Below are 15941 nucleotides of genomic sequence, written 5' to 3' on the forward strand. Positions count from 1 at the left end.
CGTTCGCCCCTAATTCGAACGACGAGGGCGTGGCGCGCACGAGACGAATCGCCGGCTTGGAGCCCGGCAGCTAGCGCCGCCGTGCCTAGACTCGCCCGAACCACGGAGAGCCGCCCATGAAAACCCCCTGCCCTTCCCGCATTGCCGTCACTGCTGCTGCAGCGGCCCTGCTTGCGCTGAGCTGCGCTGCCCAGGCCCAGTCGACGCTGGAGCGCGTCGAGATCACCGGCACGGCGATCAAGCGCATCGAGGGCGAGACAGCGCTGCCGGTGCAGGTCATCACGCGGGGCGAAATCGACAAGGCCGGCGTGACGACGGCCGCCGAGCTGATCGCCCGCATCAGCGCCAGCGCCAACAACCTGACCGACGGCGGCAGCGTGGCCTATGGCGGCTTCCGGGACCAGATGGGCTTCAACGCCGCCAACCTGCGCGGCCTGGGCGTGTCGTCCACCCTCGTGCTGCTGAACGGCCGGCGCGTGGCCAACTTCGCCTCGCCCGGCGACGCGGCCGGCGTGGACCTGAACAGCATCCCGGCCGCCGCCATCCAGCGCGTCGAGATCCTGCTCGACGGCGCCTCGKCRCTGTACGGCTCGGACGCCATCGSCGGCGTSRTCAACWTCATCACCCGCAAGGACTTCTCCGGCATCGAAATCAACGCATTGGCCGGCAGCACCACCGAAGGCCACGGCGCGGCCAAGCGCTCGGCGACCGTGGCCGGTGGCTTCGGCGACTTCGGTCGCGACGGCTTCAATGTCTTCGGTGTACTGGACGTGCAGAAGACCAGCAGCCTGAACGCCTCCAAGCGCCAGTTCATCAAGGACCTGGACATCCCGGGCCGGCTGCCAGACCTGCTGTCCAGCGCGAGCTTCCCCGGCAATATCCGGCTGTCCAACTACCAGCGCGACACGCTGATCGGCGAGGGCTACAGCAGCAACGGCAGCACGGTCATCGACTCCAAGACCGTCAACCCGGCCGCCGCCGCGGGCTGCAACCCGCCCGCCAGCCTCTACCTGCCTGACGGCATTGGTGGCGCGGACGGTTGCACCTTTGACTACATGCGCGATATCGAGCTGTATCCGAAGTCGAAGAAAAGCAGCATCTTCGGCCGCGGCATCTTCAACCTCGGTGGCGGCCACCAGGCCTTTGCCGAGGTGTCGCTGGCAAGGGCTCGCACCCTCTACACCGGCACGCCCAACCGCGTGGACGCCGACATGGACGTTTCGCGCGTGCCGGCCTTTGCAGGCAGCGCGCTGAACAGCCTGGACGCCGACGACGAGGAACGCATCATCACCGTGCGCACCCGCCTGTCCGAAGCCGGCCTGCGCACCAGTGAGCTGGTGTCGACCACCCAGCGGGTCGTGGCCGGCATGACCGGCCTGGTGAGCGGCTGGGACTATGAGTGGGCACTGAACCACAGCACCAGCAAGGTCTCCGACCGGGACTTCCAGGGCTACCTGAACGAGCAGATGATCCTGGACGGCTTCGCGAACGGCACGCTGAATGCCTTTGGCCCCTCCAGCGCCGCCGGCCTGGCGCTGTATGAGAAGTCGCAGATCCGCGGCGAGGTGCGCCACGCCACCGGCAACATGGACAGCCTGGACTTCAAGGCCTCCAAGGCGCTGACGAAGCTGGCGGGCGGCGACCTGGCCGTGGCCATCGGCGGCGAGTACCGGCGCGAGAAGCAGAACTACCACCAGTCCGACGCGCTCAAGCAGGACCTCATCCTCGGCGAGACCACGCAAGGCCCCGACTCCGACTTCGGCAAGTCGCGCAAGGTCGGTGCCGTGTTCGGCGAGCTCAGCGCGCCCATCACCAAGCAGCTGGAGCTGTCGGCCGCGCTGCGCTATGAGCACTACCAGGTCAGCGGCGGCGCAGCCAGCCCCAAGCTGGGCCTGAAATACGTGCCGATGCCGGAGCTGCTGCTGCGCGCCTCCATCGGCAAGGGCTTCCGCGCGCCCAGCCTGTCGGACCTGTACCGCCCCGTCACCGAAGGCAATTCGGCCACGCTGGTGGACCCGGTCTGCCTGGCAGCCGACCCCACCAATACGCCCACCGACTGCTCGGACATCTGGGTCACGCGCAACTTCAGCAATGCCAAGCTCAAGCCCGAGAAGTCGCGCCAGTATTCGCTGGGCATCGTCTTCGAACCCCGGCGCGGTGTCAGCCTCAATGCCGACTACTGGAACATCGAGAAGACCAACCTGATCAGCACGCTGGGCGTGGACGTCATCCTGGGCAACCTGGCCAAGTACGGCAGCCTGGTCCACCGCGATGAAGACGACGCCATCGAGGCCGTCGACCTCTTCAAGGAGAACCGCGGCAAGCAGCGCATCTCCGGCCTGGACCTTGGCGTGAACCTGAGCGGCCTGAAGACCGGCTTCGGGCAGTTCGGCCTGCGCATCAACGGCACGCTGACGCTGAAGTCGCAGCAGCAGACCGGCGACGGCGACCCCTTTGTCAGCAACCTGGGCGTCTTCATCAACGACGGCGTCGTGCAGCGCTGGCGCCACACGGTCAGCCTGGATTGGGAAACTGGCCCCGTGTCTATGACGTTGTCCAACAGCTATCTGCAGGGCTACAACGACCAGCACATCATCGGCAAGCCCGACCGCAAGGTGTCGGCCTATTCGCTGTGGAACATGTCGGCCGGCTGGGAGGCCAGCAAGTCGACCACCCTGCGCGTCGGCGTGCAGAACATGCTCAACAAGGCGCCGCCGTTCTCGCAGCAGGCCTGGTTCTTCCTGTCCGGCTACGACCCGAGCTACACCGACTCGCGCGGGCGCTACATCTACGCCAGCTTGAAGTACGCCTTCAGGTGACGAGGTTTCTCACCCAGTCCGGCAGGGCAATGGCCTTGTCGGTCTGGGCGTCGAACCACAGCGTCGTCGCGCCGCCCTCGGCGCGGATGACGCCGGGTTCGTCGGCGCGCTCCAGCGTGATCCAGGTCTCGAAGCTGGTGCGGCCCGCGTCGCTGACGTAGTGCCTGGCCAGCACCTCGCCCGGGCATTTAAGCTGGCGATAGAAGTTGCAGAAGGCGTTGACGATGACCGGCCCCTGCCCGCCCGGATTGGGCGCGGCGCCGATCTGCGTCAGCCAGTCCACACGCGCGATCTCCAGGTAGCGGAAATACAGCGTGTTGTTGATGTGGCCCATCGCATCCATGTCGCCCCAGCGCATGGGAATGCGCACCTCATAGGTGAGCTTCTTGTCGACAGGGACGAGATACCTCACGGCGTGATGCCGAGGTCAGCGGCGATGCGGTTGACGAGGCTGCGCAGCGCGGCGACCTCGGCGCGCAGCAAGGCGATCTCTTCATCGCGCGGTTGAGCGAAGGCCGCCGCTTGCTCTACGGACGCGACCGGGCCGCACAGCAAGTGGGCCCAGCGTGCCTCACGGGCACCCGGTGCCCGGGGTAGCTTGACGGCCATCGGCTGCTCGCGCTCAGACAGCTCCTCCAGAAAGCCCTCCACCGACGACACATCGGCAAAGCGGTGCAGCCTCTCGGTGTTCTGGCGCAGTTCGGCCGCCGTCTGCGGGCCGCGCAGCATCAGCTGGGTCAGCAGCGCCATCGCTGCACCCGGCACGCCCATGCCGCGCGCGAAGTTGTGCTCATAGCGCACGACGCGGCTACCGCTGACCGTATTGACGAGGTGCAGCGCCTTCAGCTCTTCCACGGTGGCCAGCACCTCGGCTTCGCTGACGTCCATCACCGGGTCGCGCGCGGTCTTCTGGTTGCAGCCGGCAGTCAGCGCGTTGGCCGACAGCGGATAGCTGTCCGGTACGGTGCTTTCCTTCTCGACAAGAACGGCGAGGACGCGGGCCTCCAGCGGGGTCAGGTCTCGCTTCAACATCAAACTCCGAAGCCGTCGTCGGCCTGGATCACTGCACCGTTGATGAAATGGCTTTCGGTGGCGCACAACATCAGCAGTGACGTATCCAGATCCTTCGGCTGGCCGACGCGCTTCCTGGGCAGCATGTCGACCAGCTTCTTGCCCTGCTCGGTGCCCCAGTGGTGGTGGTTGATCTCGGTGTYGATATAGCCCGGGCAGATGGCGTTCACGTTGATGCCGTAGCGGCCCCACTCCAGCGCCATCGCTCGCGTCATGTGGATGACCGCGGCCTTGCTCATCGCATAGACGCCAATCTGGCCCAGCACACGCAGGCCGGCCATGGACGCGACGTTGACGATGCGCCCACCGATGAAGGTGCCCGGCGCCGAGCCGCGCGCGCGGGCCAGCATGCGCTTGCCCACCTCCTGCGCGACGAAAAAGGCGCCGCGCGTGTTGGTGTCCATCACGTAGTCGTAGTCGTTCTCGGTGACGTCGGTGAGGCGCTGCGTCGTGGACACGCCGGAGTTGTTGATCAGGATGTCCAGCGTGCCGACTTCGGTCTCGGCGTGGGCCACCGCGCTCTTGATGCTGGCCACGTCGGTCACGTCCAGCTGCACCACATGGGCGTCACCGCCATTGCCCTCGATTTCGGCGCGCAGGTCCTTCAGCCGCTCGACTCGCCGGCCCGCCAGCACGACGCAGGCACCGGCCTGGGACAGGGTCCTGGCGAATTGCGCGCCCAGGCCGCTGGACGCACCGGTGATCAAGGCCACGCGGCCTTCGAGATTGATGGAGTAACTCATGGGACTGCCTTCCGAGTGGGTTGCGTCCATCCTACCGGTCTAGACCGCCCAACCTAAAAAAGCACGATCGTTCGATTCGCAATCCAGCCTCTCTAGAATCGCGCGCAATTCAAAAGCTGACGGAGAACCTGCATGACGTCCGAAGAGATCCTCGCCCAGTTCGGCCCTCGCGAGTCCATGGAATACGACGTGGTCATCGTCGGTGGCGGCCCGGCCGGCCTGGCCACGGCCATCCGCCTGAAGCAGCTCAAGCCCGATGCCAACATCGTCGTGCTGGAGAAGGGCTCTGAGCCTGGCGCCCACATCCTGTCGGGCGCCGTGATGGACCCGCGTGCGATGGAGGAGCTGTTCCCGAACTGGAAGGAACTCGGCGCGCCGCTGAACCAGGCCGTGTCCGGCGACGACGTGCTGTTTCTGTCCGAGACGGGCAGCCAGCGCACGCCCGACTGGCTCGTGCCTCGCAATTTCCACAACCACGGCTGCTACGTCATCAGCCTGTCCGACGTCGTCAAGTGGATGGCGCAGCAGGCGGAAGGCCTGGGCATCGAGATCTTCCCGGGCTTCGCCGCCGCCGAGGTGCTGTACGACGAACAGGGCCGTGTGAAGGGCGTGGCCACCGGCAATATGGGCCTGGGCAAGGACGGCGAGCCGACCGACCACTTCCAGCTCGGCATGGAACTGCTCGGCAAGTACACGGTGTTTGCCGAAGGCGCGCGCGGCCATCTGGGCAAGCAACTGCTTGAGAAGTTCAAGTTGACCGAAGGCAAGGACACGCAGACCTACGCCATCGGCGTGAAGGAGCTGTGGGAGGTTCCGGCGGACAAGGCCCAACCCGGCAAGGTCGTGCACACGGCCGGCTGGCCGATGGAGGGCGACACCTTCGGCGGCGGCTTCCTCTACCACCTGGAAAACAACAAGGTCACGCTGGGCTTCGTCATCGGCCTGGACTACGACAACCCCTTCATGAGCCCGTTTGAAGAGATGCAGCGCTGGAAGGCCCATCCGGCCATCCGCGCCCACATCGAAGGCGGCAAGCGCATCGGCTATGGCGCCCGCGCCATCAACAACGGCACGCCGCAGGCCCTGCCCAAGACGGTGTTCCCGGGCGGCTGCCTGATCGGCTGCGATGCCGGCTACCTGAATGCCGCGCGCATCAAGGGCAGCCACGCAGCCATCAAGAGCGGCATGCTGGCCGCCGAGGCGTTGGCACCCGCGCTGGACGCCGGCCGCGCCCAGGACGAGCTCGCCGCGTACCCCGAAGCCTTCGAGAAGAGCTGGCTGAACGAGGAACTGCAGCAGACGCGCAACTTCAAGCTCTGGTTCAAGAAGGGCAAGACGACCGGCCAGCTGATGACGGGCATCGAGCAGTGGCTGCTGCCCAAGCTCGGCATCAACAACCCACCTTGGACGCTGCACAACCACAAGGGCGATCACCAGTCGCTGCGCCCGGCCGCCGAATGCAAGCCCATCAGCTACCCCAAGCCCGATGGCAAGCTGACCTTCGACCGCCTCTCATCGGTGTTCATCTCCAACACCAACCACGAGGAAAACCAGCCCGCCCACCTGACGCTGAAGAACAACTCGGTGCCGGTGCAGGTCAACCTCGCCAAGTACGCAGGCCCCGAGAGCCGCTACTGCCCGGCAGGCGTCTACGAGTTCGTGCCCAATGAGGCCGGCGGCGGCGAGCGGCTGCAGATCAACGCGCAGAACTGCGTGCACTGCAAGACCTGCGACATCAAGGACCCGACGCAGAACATCGTCTGGGTCACGCCCGAGGGCGGCGGCGGGCCGAACTACGCGGGCATGTAAGCCCTCTTGCAATGCAAGCACCCTGGCCGATAGACTGTTTTTTCATACAGCCATCAGCCAGGAGTCGGCGTGAGCAACGGAACCATCAGGGTCGGTATCGGCGGCTGGAATTTCGAGCCCTGGCGCGACAACTTCTATCCCAAGGGCTGGCCGCAGGCCCGTGAGCTGGAATATGCGAGCCAACGCCTCACGGCCATCGAGATCAACAGCACCTACTACGGCGCGCAGAAGCCCGCCACCTTCGCCAAGTGGCGCGATACGGCACCCGCCGGCTTCATGTTCTCGCTCAAGGCCATCCGCTTCGCGACCCAGCGCCGCGTGCTGGCCGACGGGGCGGACTCCATCAAGCGCTTCATCGACAGCGGCATCGCCGAACTCGGCGACAAGCTCGGCCCCATCGTCTGGCAGTTGGCGCCGACGCACCGCTTCGACGCTGGCGATCTGACGGCCTTCCTGGAACTGCTGCCTGCTCAAGTCGATGGCCTGAAGCTGCGCCATGCACTGGACGTGCGCCATGCCAGCTTCCAGTGCCCCGAATACCTCGCGCTGGCCCGCCAGTACAAGGCCGCGACGGTGTTCACCGAGTCCGACGACTACCCGCCGATTGCCGAGCCGACGGGCGACTTCGTCTACACGCGCATCATGCGCACGCACTCGGAAGAGGCGCTGGGCTGCAAGCCCGAGGTCTTCCCGCAACTGGCCGGGTCGGCGCGCATCTGGAGCGAGGGCGGCGAGCCCGAGGGCGTGCCGCGCATCGCACCCGTACCCACGGCGAGCACGGCGCCGCGCGATGTCTTCGTCTACTTCATCAGCGGTGCCAAGGAGCGGGCGCCGCATGCCGCGATGGCGCTGCGCCGGGCGCTGGGCGAAGAGGTCCCTGTCTAGGCCTCCAATCGCGTCATCCATTCAGCCGTAGCGCGTTCTTCGGCCCGCTCGGAGGCCGCGAGCGCCTCGCGAATGCGCTGGCGTTCCACCGCCGCGCGGTTCTGGCTCATCTTGAGCTTGAGTTCCCAGCGCGTCACGCGGATGCGAAAGCCGACGATGGCACCCAGCAGCTTGCGCTGGTAGTCCTCGTTGAGGCCACGCCACTGCTCGGCGTACTCGGGCTCGAAGCGGCCGATCAGCCGCTTCAGCAGCCCATCCTTGTCGACCTGGCCGTCGATCAACTCGATGTCGCCATAGGCATGCAGGGCCGCATAGTTCCAGGTCGGCACGTTCTGCACCGCGTCATAGTGGCTCGGGCTGATGTAGGCGCTCGGGCCGCTGAAGACGGCCAGCAGGCTCTTCTGCTGTGACAGCCAACCCCAGTGCGGATTGGCGCGTGCCATATGGCCTTCCAGCACAAGGCCGTCCTGCTGCGGCACGACGACCAGCGGCAGATGGCTGCCGAAGCTCTCGCCCTGCGCATCCGGCCCGATCAGCAAGGCCAGCGGATGCTCGGCGATCAGGCGCAATGCATGGTCGAGGTCGGCAGACTTGAAATGGGCGGGCAGGTACACGGTGGCTCCAGCAAAACGAGGCTTCTATCATCGCCGCCATGCAAACCGAGGCCGCGCTGCGGACATTGAAACCCCTGAATACGGCGACTGACGAAGAGGTCGCCGCCGAGGTGCCCGTGGCGCTGACGGTCAACGACATCTCGCAGGCCGTCATGCTGGCCACGCCGGCCGATCTGGAGGACTTCGCCCTCGGCTTCGGCCTCGCGGAAGGTTGGTTCACGTCGCGGCGCGAACTGCTGGACGTCGAGATCGAGACCCGGCCCGAAGGCATCGAACTGGCCCTGACGGTGACCGCCGCCTGCGAGCAGCGCCTGAAGGTGCGCCGGCGCACCCTGGCAGGCCGCACCGGCTGCGGCCTGTGCGGCGTCGAAAGCCTGGCCCTGCTTGGCGCGCTGCAACCCGCCGCCGTCAGCGCGCCAACGCTGGCCCCGCAGGCGCTGGACCGGGCCCTGGCCGCCCTGCCCGCCGCGCAGGTGCTGAATGCGCGCTGCGGTGGTCTGCACGGTGCGGCGTGGTGCCTGCCCAGCGGTGAACTGCTGCTGGTGCGCGAGGATATCGGCCGCCATAACGCACTCGACAAGCTGACCGGCGCCCTCGCCCGTCGCGATACCGATCCGCGTGAAGGCTTCGTGCTGATGTCCAGCCGGGCCAGCTTCGAGCTCGTGCACAAGACGGCGATGGCCGGCGTCGGCTTGCTGGCCTGCATGTCGGCCCCCAGCAGTCTGGCCATTGCGACGGCGCGCGGCCTGGGGCTGGAGCTCTGGGCCTTCGTGCGCGAGGGCCGCGCGACGCGCTACGCCTGACGGTCGCTCAGCGCCATCGGCTCTGACGTTCGGGTTTCGCCTTCGCCGGCCAGGAAGCAGCGAATGACGATCTGATCGCGGCCGCAGCGCTTGGCTTCGTACAAGGCGTCGTCGGCCGCGGCGTACATGGCCTCCGGCGTCAGGTTGGAGCTCGGCGCGGCCCACCAGGCCAGGCCGAAGCTGGCGGTCACAACGCGCTGAGGGCTGCCCTCGTGAGGCAGAGCCAGGGCGTGCAGGGCAGCGCTGAGCTGGCTGACGAAATGCTCGGCCGTCTCGGCCGACGTGGCCGAGAAGATCACGCCGAACTCCTCGCCGCCCAGGCGGAACAGCGCATCGGTCGAGCGCTTGAGGGAGTCCTTGAGCGTCTGCGCCAGGGCCTTGAGGACGGCATCGCCGGCCTGGTGGCCGTAGCGGTCGTTGTAGGCCTTGAAATGATCCACGTCGAGCATGCACAAGGCCACGGCCTGGCCGCGCTGGGCGCCGGCCAGGGCGGCCAGGCAGACATCATTGAAATGACGCCGGTTGAAGGCGCCGGTCAGGGCGTCGACGATGGCCAGGTCGCGCAACTGGCGGTTTGCCGCCTCCAGGGCGCGGGCATCGTCATACAGCCGCTGCTCGTCAGCCTTGCGGCGGGAGATGTCCATGTGCGTGCCGGCCAATCGCAGCGGGCGCCCCTGGGCGTCACGCTCGAAGACGCTGCCGTTGCTCTGCACCCAGACCCAGTGGCCATCGGCATGGCGCATGCGGAACTCGGCGGTGTAGCGCTCGTCCGCACCGCTGAAATGGCGCTTCATCGCCAGGTTGGACTCGATGAGGTCGCCGGGATGGCAGAGTCTTTCCCAGGTCGTGCTCGTCACAGGTTCGAGTTCGGCGCGGCTGCGGCCCAGCATCCGGGCCCAACGCTCGTTGATGTCGAGCCGGCCGGTGTCGATATGCCAGTCCCAGGTGCCGGCCGCCGTGCCGTCCAGCACATTGGCCATGCGCTGGCGATCCTCGGCCAGGTCGGCCTCGGTCCGCTCCAGGCGGCGCCTGACGACGAGGCTGCGCGCCACCGCCAACGCGACGAGCAGGCTTGCCAGGCTGCCTGTGGCCAGGACCAGTAGCGGTGTCCTGTCACCTTCCCCAGCCAGCACGCCGGGCCGGGGCCTGAGCACCAGTTGCCAGGGGCGCCCGCCCACGTCGATGCTCAGCGCCGTGTCGCGCTCGTCGGACTGGAAGGGTTCACTGCCGGCCGATGAATAGATGAGCCGGTGCTTCTCCTCCTGGTCGAAGACGAAGACATCCAGGCCATTGGCGTCGGCCCGCAGCGCCGCCTCGGCCATCAGCGTCGGCAGCTCGATGACGCCGGCCAGGAAGCCCGTCAGCTCGCGGCGACGCGCCTCGACGCCCGCCGGCTGCGTGATCCGGTAGACCGGCGCGGACACCGCGAAGCCGCTGATGGCGGCCGCCTGCTGGCCAAGCCGGATCAACGGAAATGTCTCGGACGCGATGGGCACGCCGGCATCGCGGGCGAGCAGCTTGGAGCGCATGCGGCGCGGGTCGAAGGCCATGTCCACACCAACGGCGGAGCCGTTCTCGGGCCAGGAATAGCGCACCGGCACATGCATGTCGCGCTCGCGCGCGGCGATGAGCCCATCGCCCTGGTATTGCGGCGCCGGCTCGACGACGCGATAGCCCGGTTGCTCCAGATTCGCCTGCCTCTCGAACTCAGCCAGCTGCGCATGCGGCACGACGGGCTGCCACTCCAGCAAGGTCAGGGCCGAGGATTCGGTGACCAGGCCGGCGCCATAGCGCGCGAATTGAGCGCGCGTCAGCCCCGGTTGGGCCGACAACATCCGGCTGGCCGCCTGCAGCGTCTCCACCACCCTCACCAATTGCAGATCAAAGGCGCCGACGACGCTCTGCCCCATCGCGTTCAACAGCTCGCGCTGCTGGCCCGCAGCCTTCAGCGCCAGCGAGCGGTAGGCGCCCACGCTGCCTGCCAGGCCCATCACCAAGATGAGCACGACCAGCGCCGCGTCCACGATCCAGGGCCAGAGTCGACGGCGCGACGGACTGCCCAGGCTCATGGCCGGGCCTCCAGCGTCGTCACGAGGCGCTCGTAGAACTGCCCCTGCTGGCGCAAGTACTGCGTCGGGTCCTTGACTGCGTGGATGCGCGCCGACGCGCTCAGCGCTTCGGTGCCGGCCTGCCATTCCGGATCGGCGGCGACCTTGTCGAGCAGTGCGCGCCAGCGCAGAACGGCCTCGACCGGCATGCCCGCCGGCCCGAGCAGGGCCGACCAGCCCTGCAATTGCTGCATATCGCGCAGGCCGAGCTCGGCGGCGTTCTGCAGCTGTGGCAGCGACCTCAGCCGCCCGTGGGCGGTCGTCATCAAGCCGCGGAGCGCGCCCGATTGCACTGCCGGCACGATGCTGCGCGCGCTGTTGCAGCTGAAATCCACCTCGCCGTTGAGCAGGGCCTGGGTGGCCAGCGAGTCCTGGCCGAAATGCAGAGGCTTGGCCGCGTCCGCGGGCAGGCCGTTCAGTGCCAGCAGATAGCGCACGGCCAGGTTTTGCAGGGTGCCGGCACCGCCCGTGCTGTAGCGCAGCTGCCCTGGCGTCGTGGCGATGGCTGCCAGCAACTCGCGCATGGACACAATGGGCGTGCCGCTGCGAACGGCGCAGATGAGCGGCGCCTGGTCGAGCACGGCCAACACCGTGAAGTCACTCAATGGCGCGGCCGTGCGCGGCGACAGCGCCGGCAGGATGGCAATGCTGCCCACCCGGGCCAGCAACAGCGTCAGGCCATCGGGCGCGGCTTGCCTGACAGCCCGCCCCGCTGCGGCGCCCGATTCAGCCGTCAGATGGACGATCTCGAAGCCCACGCCGCCAACGCGTGCCGCGCTCTGGACGAAATTGCGCGCCGAGCCGTCGGCCTCACCGCCGGCCATGACGGGCACGAAAAGCCGGACGGTGGTCGGCGACACCGGCAGAGCATGAGTGATGGGCTGCACGGCGCGCGCGGCCGCAGCGGCCAGCAACGCCCCGGCAAGCACCAGCAGGGTAGCGCAGCCCTGCCTCACCCGATTTATTGTCTTGACCGCCACGTGCCGATCATAAATAACCGAATAAACGGGAGATTTGGCAAATTTGGACTCAAAACGATCAATTCGTGACGAATCGCCCAAAAGCGCCTGTTGGAACGCCGAAAAGACAAAGCCCGTCACGAGGACGGGCTTTGATGTGTTTGGAGGAGACGGAGGGATTCGAACCCTCGATTCGCGTTTTAGCGCAAATACTCCCTTAGCAGGGGAGCACCTTCGGCCACTCGGTCACGTCTCCAGCACAGCCCCGCATTCTATACCAGTGCGGAGCAATCTCAGACAGAAATCAGGCCGCGGTAGCGGCTTCCTGATCGAGGTCGAAGGCCTTGTGCAATGCGCGCACGGCCAGCTCCATGTACTTCTCGTCGATGACGACGCTGGTCTTGATCTCGCTGGTCGAGATCATCTGGATGTTGATGCCCTCTTCACTCAGCGCACGGAACATCTTGCTGGCCACGCCGACATGCGAGCGCATGCCGATACCAACGATGGAGACCTTGCAGATCTTGGGGTCGCCCACGACCTTGCTGGCGTTGGTGGCCGGGCCGACCGTGTTCTGCAGCAGCTCCATCGTGCGCGCGTAGTCGTTGCGGTGCACGGTGAAGGAGAAGTCGGTCTTGCCGTCGTGGGAGACGTTCTGGATGATGACGTCGATGTCGATGTTGGCCTCGGCCACGGGTCCCAGGATCTGGAAGGCGATGCCGGGCTTGTCGGGCACGCCGAGCAGCGTCACCTTGGCCTCGTCACGGTTGAAGGCAATGCCCGAAACGACGGCTTGTTCCATGTTGTCATCCTCTTGTTCGAAAGTGATCAGCGTGCCGGAGGCCGCCTCTTCAGTGATGTCGATGTCCCAGGGTGTGAAGCTGGACAGCACGCGCAGCGGCACGCGGTACTTGCCCGCGAACTCCACGGAGCGGATCTGCAGGATCTTGGAGCCGAGCGAGGCCATCTCCAGCATTTCCTCGAACGTGATGGTGCTCAGGCGCCGCGCCTCGGGCACCACGCGCGGGTCGGTSGTGTAGACGCCGTCCACGTCSGTGTAGATCAGACATTCGGCAGCCTTCATCGCCGCAGCAATCGCCACGGCCGACGTGTCGGAACCACCGCGGCCCAGCGTCGTGATGTGGCCTTCCGGGTCGATGCCCTGGAAGCCGGTGATGACAACCACCTTCCCAGCGGCCAGATCAGCACGCACGCGGACATCGTCGATGCTCTCGATGCGGGCCTTGGTGAAGGACGAGTCGGTGGCCACCGGCACCTGCCAGCCGGCATAGCTGACCGCTTCCAGCCCTTCGGCCTGCAGCGCAATGGCCAGCAGGCCGACGGAGACCTGCTCGCCGGTGGCGGCGATGGCGTCCATCTCGCGCATCACGGCTGGCGTCACGCTGGTGGGCGACAGCTCCTTGGCCAGACCGAGCAGGCGGTTGGTTTCACCGCTCATCGCCGAGGGCACGACCACCAGTTGGTGGCCGGCGCGCACCCATTTGGCGACGCGCTTGGCCACGTTGCGGATGCGATCGGTGGACCCCATCGAGGTGCCGCCGTACTTGTGGACGATCAGAGCCATGTGTTTGAGCGAAGGCTGGAAGAGTGAGCTGCCGGGACGGATGCTCGCAAACCCCCGATTTTATGCGGCAGTCCCGCCCTCGCCTTCGCTCTGCGGCAAGGCTGCGTCCTCCAGCCAGCGCAAGGACAGCTTCGGCTCATCTTGATCGGCGAAGGCACGGGCGTCCATGCCAAGCCCGGCGACGGCAATGAGGCGCTGCTGCGCGTCAAAAAGCAGAGGCCCGCCGCGCCGCCACGGCGGCAGGCCGGCTTCCTGGCAGGCCTTCTTGAGGGCACGCTGCACGGAGGCCGGGGCCCGTTGGAATTGCTCACCGCCGGCGCGAGCGCGCTGGGTCAGTTGGGCGAGTCGCCCCACCGCGATGCCGGGCGAGGCCGGCTCGACGAGCCATGCGCCCTGCCAGGCCGGCTGAGGATGCAGGCCGGGGCGACTCAGGTTCAGCATCGATGCAGGCGGCGGGGCGGCCGATTCGGCGGCCCAGTAAAGGCCGTCGCGATAGGCGTGCACGGCACCACCGGGCGCGGGCCAGGACAGCGTGGCGCCCGAATGCCATTCAGACCGCAGGCGCTCGACCAGGCTGGCCGGCACGCTCGCGTACCGCGACAGCCAGGCGCGTAGCGCGTTGCTTGCGCGGGCGGGCGACAGGCGGAACACGGCGGCCAGATCCAGCCGCTCGGCGGTCGCGAGCTCCGCAAGGTCGGATGCCGCGACTTCCGCAGCCAGTTCCTCAGCCTGCTGCGCCCAGCGCGCCGACTGGGCCAGGCCCGCTTCGGCCGCCGCAAAGGCCGGCCACAGCGTCTGGCGCAGTCGGTTGCGGGCATGGCGCGCATCGGCATTGCTCGGATCTTCTATCCAGCTGAGCCCATGCTGCTCGGCGTAAGCGCGGATGAGGTCGCGCGGCTGATCAAGCCAGGGCCGTGCCCAGCAGACGCCGTCGCGCCATTGCGCCCTGGGCATGCCAGCAAGGCCCGCAGTGCCGGCGCCGCGCAAAGCCTGCAGCACGAAGGTCTCGGCCTGGTCCTGTCGGTGATGGGCCAGCAGCAGCAGGTCGGCCCCCGCCGCAACAGCCATGTCGTGCAGGGCGCGATGCCGGCCCGCATGAGCCCAGGCCTCCACGCTGTCGCCGCGCGCCGGCGATCCGCTCAGCCGCGTGCAGACATAGGCCGCTCCGAACTCATGCGCCACGCGCTCGCAATGCGCGACCCAGTCGTCGGCCTGCGGCTGCAGGCMGTGGTGGACATGAAGGGCAACGACCCTGCTGCCTTGCGCCGCGCGAGCGGTCGCATGCAACAGGGCCGTGGAATCCAGGCCGCCGCTGAAGGCGACGGCGACCGCATCACCTGTTCTTGGTGTCGCCGAATCGGCCATAGGCCTGCAGGCGCTCGTAGCGGCGGTCCACCAGTTCACGAGTCTTGAGGTCGCTGACCTGGCGCAGTGCGTCGCTCAGCGCGCGCTTCAGGTTGGACGCCATCTGCTTGGCGTCGCGGTGCGCGCCACCCACCGGCTCGCTGACGATCTTGTCGATCAGGCCGAGCGCTTTCAGGCGGTGAGCCGTGATGCCCAGGGCCTCGGCCGCCTCGGAGGCGCGTTCGCTGCTCTTCCACAGGATGGACGCGCAGCCCTCCGGCGAAATGACGGAATAGGCCGCGAACTGCAGCATCAGCACCTGGTCGGCCACGCCGATGGCCAGCGCACCACCCGAGCCGCCCTCGCCGATGACGGTGGCGATGATGGGCACTTCGAGCTGCGCCATCTCGAGGATGTTGCGGCCGATGGCCTCGCTCTGGCTGCGCTCCTCGGCACCGATGCCAGGATAGGCGCCCATGGTGTCGATGAAGGTGAAGACCGGCAGGCCGAACTTCTCGGCCAGCTTCAGCAGGCGCAGCGCCTTGCGGTAGCCCTCGGGGCGCGGCATGCCGAAGTTGCGCAGCGTGCGCTCCTTGGCGTCGCTGCCGCGCTGGTGGCCGATGACCATGCAGGCCTGGCCGTTGAAGCGCGCGATGCCGCCGACGATGGCTGCGTCGTCGGCGAAGTGCCGGTCACCGTGCAGCTCCTGGAACTCGGTGAAGACTTCCGAGCAGTAGTCCAGCGTCTGCGGGCGCTGCGGGTGGCGGGCGATCTGGTAGACCTGCCAGGGCAGGACGTTGGCGTAGACCTCCTTGGTCAGCTGCTGGCTTTTCTTGGAGAGGCGATCGATCTCCTCGGAGATGTCGACCGCAGACTCGCTCTGCACATAGCGCAGTTCTTCGATCTTGGTCTCGAGCTCGGCGATGGGCTGCTCGAATTCCAGAAAATGTTTTTTGCTCAATGGATCCCCTCGTCCGGTGAGTACGCCGGCTGATCCCTTGACGGGTGTCTGTCGGCTTTGGAGCGTCCCGGCGTGCGGCCCGCTCTGGGTGGTTGAACAATGACCTCAATAGTCCACAGGCAGCGGGTCGAGGCTGCGCCAAATGTACCAAACCGCTACCGAACGGTAGGGTGCCCAGGCGTCGCCGACTTCGCGCGCCTCGGCGCGGGAGACAGGTTCGCCCGAAAAGTAATTCTGGCT

13 protein-coding genes, 1 tRNA gene and 1 pseudogene are annotated in these 15941 nt (G+C 67.1%); 4 read left to right on the top strand and 11 right to left on the bottom strand.

Annotated features, from left to right (window positions below; genetic code table 11):
• Positions 1–116: 116 nt before the first annotated feature.
• Positions 117–2819, top strand: coding sequence for a TonB-dependent receptor (locus ACXJKJ_RS23605; RefSeq protein WP_457392956.1), 2703 nt, complete (start codon positions 117–119; stop codon positions 2817–2819).
• Here ACXJKJ_RS23605 and ACXJKJ_RS23610 read toward each other — a convergent pair.
• The 3 genes from ACXJKJ_RS23610 to ACXJKJ_RS23620 are packed head-to-tail and all read right to left on the bottom strand — an operon-like array spanning position 2812 to position 4633.
• The gene (locus tag ACXJKJ_RS23610) at positions 2812–3231 is read right to left on the bottom strand and encodes an acyl-CoA thioesterase (RefSeq protein ID WP_457392958.1); all 420 of its coding nucleotides are present in this window, start codon (positions 3229–3231) and stop codon (positions 2812–2814) included. The two genes, ACXJKJ_RS23605 and ACXJKJ_RS23610, sit on opposite strands and share 8 nt — an antisense overlap.
• On the bottom strand, positions 3228–3851 hold the full coding sequence (locus ACXJKJ_RS23615) for a YceH family protein (protein ID WP_457392961.1): 624 nt from the start codon (positions 3849–3851) through the stop codon (positions 3228–3230). Before ACXJKJ_RS23615 ends, ACXJKJ_RS23610 begins: the two co-directional genes overlap by 4 nt.
• Positions 3851–4633 (bottom strand): SDR family oxidoreductase, encoded by a 783-nt coding sequence (locus ACXJKJ_RS23620; protein ID WP_457392964.1) that lies wholly within the window; start codon positions 4631–4633, stop codon positions 3851–3853. Before ACXJKJ_RS23620 ends, ACXJKJ_RS23615 begins: the two co-directional genes overlap by 1 nt.
• A gap of 132 nt (positions 4634–4765) precedes the next feature.
• Between ACXJKJ_RS23620 and ACXJKJ_RS23625 the strand changes: the two genes are divergently transcribed.
• On the top strand, positions 4766–6442 hold the full coding sequence (locus ACXJKJ_RS23625) for a 4Fe-4S dicluster domain-containing protein (protein WP_457392967.1): 1677 nt from the start codon (positions 4766–4768) through the stop codon (positions 6440–6442).
• 69 nt (positions 6443–6511) lie between these two features.
• Entirely contained in the window at positions 6512–7327 is an 816-nt protein-coding gene (locus ACXJKJ_RS23630) for a DUF72 domain-containing protein (protein ID WP_457392970.1), read from the top strand.
• Here ACXJKJ_RS23630 and ACXJKJ_RS23635 read toward each other — a convergent pair.
• Positions 7324–7941 carry an FMN-binding negative transcriptional regulator gene (locus ACXJKJ_RS23635; protein WP_056197727.1) on the bottom strand — a complete coding sequence of 206 codons (618 nt, stop codon included), beginning with the start codon at positions 7939–7941 and terminating at the stop codon, positions 7324–7326. The two genes, ACXJKJ_RS23630 and ACXJKJ_RS23635, sit on opposite strands and share 4 nt — an antisense overlap.
• A gap of 38 nt (positions 7942–7979) precedes the next feature.
• On the opposite strand from ACXJKJ_RS23635, the gene fdhD reads away from it, so the two are divergent.
• Positions 7980–8744, top strand: coding sequence for a formate dehydrogenase accessory sulfurtransferase FdhD (fdhD, locus tag ACXJKJ_RS23640; protein ID WP_457324876.1), 765 nt, complete (start codon positions 7980–7982; stop codon positions 8742–8744).
• On the opposite strand, the gene ACXJKJ_RS23645 is transcribed toward fdhD, so the two are convergent.
• From ACXJKJ_RS23645 to ACXJKJ_RS23675, 7 genes and pseudogenes are all read right to left on the bottom strand, one after another.
• The gene (locus ACXJKJ_RS23645; RefSeq protein WP_457392973.1) at positions 8735–10813 is read right to left on the bottom strand and encodes a diguanylate cyclase domain-containing protein; all 2079 of its coding nucleotides are present in this window, start codon (positions 10811–10813) and stop codon (positions 8735–8737) included. The two genes, fdhD and ACXJKJ_RS23645, sit on opposite strands and share 10 nt — an antisense overlap.
• The gene (locus tag ACXJKJ_RS23650) at positions 10810–11808 is read right to left on the bottom strand and encodes a tripartite tricarboxylate transporter substrate binding protein (protein ID WP_457392976.1); all 999 of its coding nucleotides are present in this window, start codon (positions 11806–11808) and stop codon (positions 10810–10812) included. The genes ACXJKJ_RS23645 and ACXJKJ_RS23650 overlap by 4 nt, the downstream gene beginning before the upstream one ends.
• Positions 11809–11973: 165 nt before the next feature.
• A tRNA-Ser gene (locus ACXJKJ_RS23655) sits at positions 11974–12067 on the bottom strand.
• Positions 12068–12115: 48 nt separating this feature from the next.
• On the bottom strand, positions 12116–13396 hold the full coding sequence (locus ACXJKJ_RS23660) for an aspartate kinase (RefSeq protein WP_457392979.1): 1281 nt from the start codon (positions 13394–13396) through the stop codon (positions 12116–12118).
• A 60-nt stretch (positions 13397–13456) separates the two neighbouring features.
• Positions 13457–14761 carry a tRNA lysidine(34) synthetase TilS gene (tilS, locus tag ACXJKJ_RS23665; RefSeq protein ID WP_457392982.1) on the bottom strand — a complete coding sequence of 435 codons (1305 nt, stop codon included), beginning with the start codon at positions 14759–14761 and terminating at the stop codon, positions 13457–13459.
• Positions 14730–15701, bottom strand: coding sequence for an acetyl-CoA carboxylase carboxyltransferase subunit alpha (locus tag ACXJKJ_RS23670; RefSeq protein WP_056197740.1), 972 nt, complete (start codon positions 15699–15701; stop codon positions 14730–14732). Before ACXJKJ_RS23670 ends, tilS begins: the two co-directional genes overlap by 32 nt.
• Before the next feature lie 105 nt (positions 15702–15806).
• Positions 15807–15941 (bottom strand): annotated as a pseudogene (locus ACXJKJ_RS23675) (DNA-3-methyladenine glycosylase 2 family protein); the annotation flags it as partial.

This window comes from Roseateles sp. P5_E1 (assembly GCF_054049335.1).